Below are 607 nucleotides of genomic sequence, written 5' to 3'. Positions count from 1 at the left end.
GGTTCGCGCTGCTGACGTCGGACGCGAGGGTCGCGGAGTACGGCGCACCCGCGCGGCTTGTCGATCGGGTGCGCCGCTGACCTGTGGGCCTGGCGGAGCAGCCGTTGTTGATCATGGCGAAGGGCTGAGCGCCCCGATATCCTCCCCGACATGACCACCTGCACGAGCTACGGCGCCGAACTCCGGGCACGCCGCGTCGCTGCCCAACTCACGCAGCGGGAACTCGCCGAACTCGCCGGCGTGCCCCGGCCGAAGGTCACGGCATACGAGGTGGGCCGGCGCGTGCCGAACGACGACACGATGGAACGCCTCGATCGCGCGCTGCGCACCCCGCGTCTGTCGCGGGTCCGCGCGGTGGGCGCCGCCCTCATCGAGGCCGCTACGTGGCGCGTAGCGTGAGTTGGTACTGGTAGTCCAGCGATCTGGTACCGGCGTTCCGGGGGGATGGTGCCGGCTCTGGGGTGGTGCTGGTGAGCCGGCACCATCGTTCGCCGGTTACTCCCAGCACCGCGACGAACAGCACCGCCCGAGTCACCTCGCCCGTGACCGCGTCGACGAGGTCGATCGTGTCACCGGCCCAGTCGACCAGCATCGCCCGGCCCGGCTC

2 protein-coding genes are annotated in these 607 nt (G+C 71.2%); one reads left to right on the top strand and one right to left on the bottom strand.

The genetic code is table 11. The annotated features are described in order from the left end of the window. The first annotated feature begins 150 nt into the window (after positions 1 to 150). Entirely contained in the window at positions 151 to 399 is a 249-nt protein-coding gene (locus IEX31_RS18535; RefSeq protein WP_188744854.1) for a helix-turn-helix domain-containing protein, read from the top strand. Here IEX31_RS18535 and IEX31_RS18530 read toward each other — a convergent pair. After that, the coding region (locus IEX31_RS18530) for a hypothetical protein (RefSeq protein WP_229662504.1) at positions 380 to 607 on the bottom strand (228 nt) is incomplete at its 5' end. The two genes, IEX31_RS18535 and IEX31_RS18530, sit on opposite strands and share 20 nt — an antisense overlap.

Source organism: Agromyces bauzanensis, assembly GCF_014645655.1.
GTDB classification, from domain to species: domain Bacteria; phylum Actinomycetota; class Actinomycetes; order Actinomycetales; family Microbacteriaceae; genus Agromyces; species Agromyces bauzanensis.
Note: the sequence above shows the minus strand (reverse complement) of the source record. Positions and strands in the feature narration are given on the sequence as shown.

Coding starts and splice junctions, on each gene's coding strand:
- IEX31_RS18535 (WP_188744854.1), top strand. CDS start 151: ATGACCACCTGCACGAGCTACGGCGCCGAACTCCGGGCACGCCGCGTC.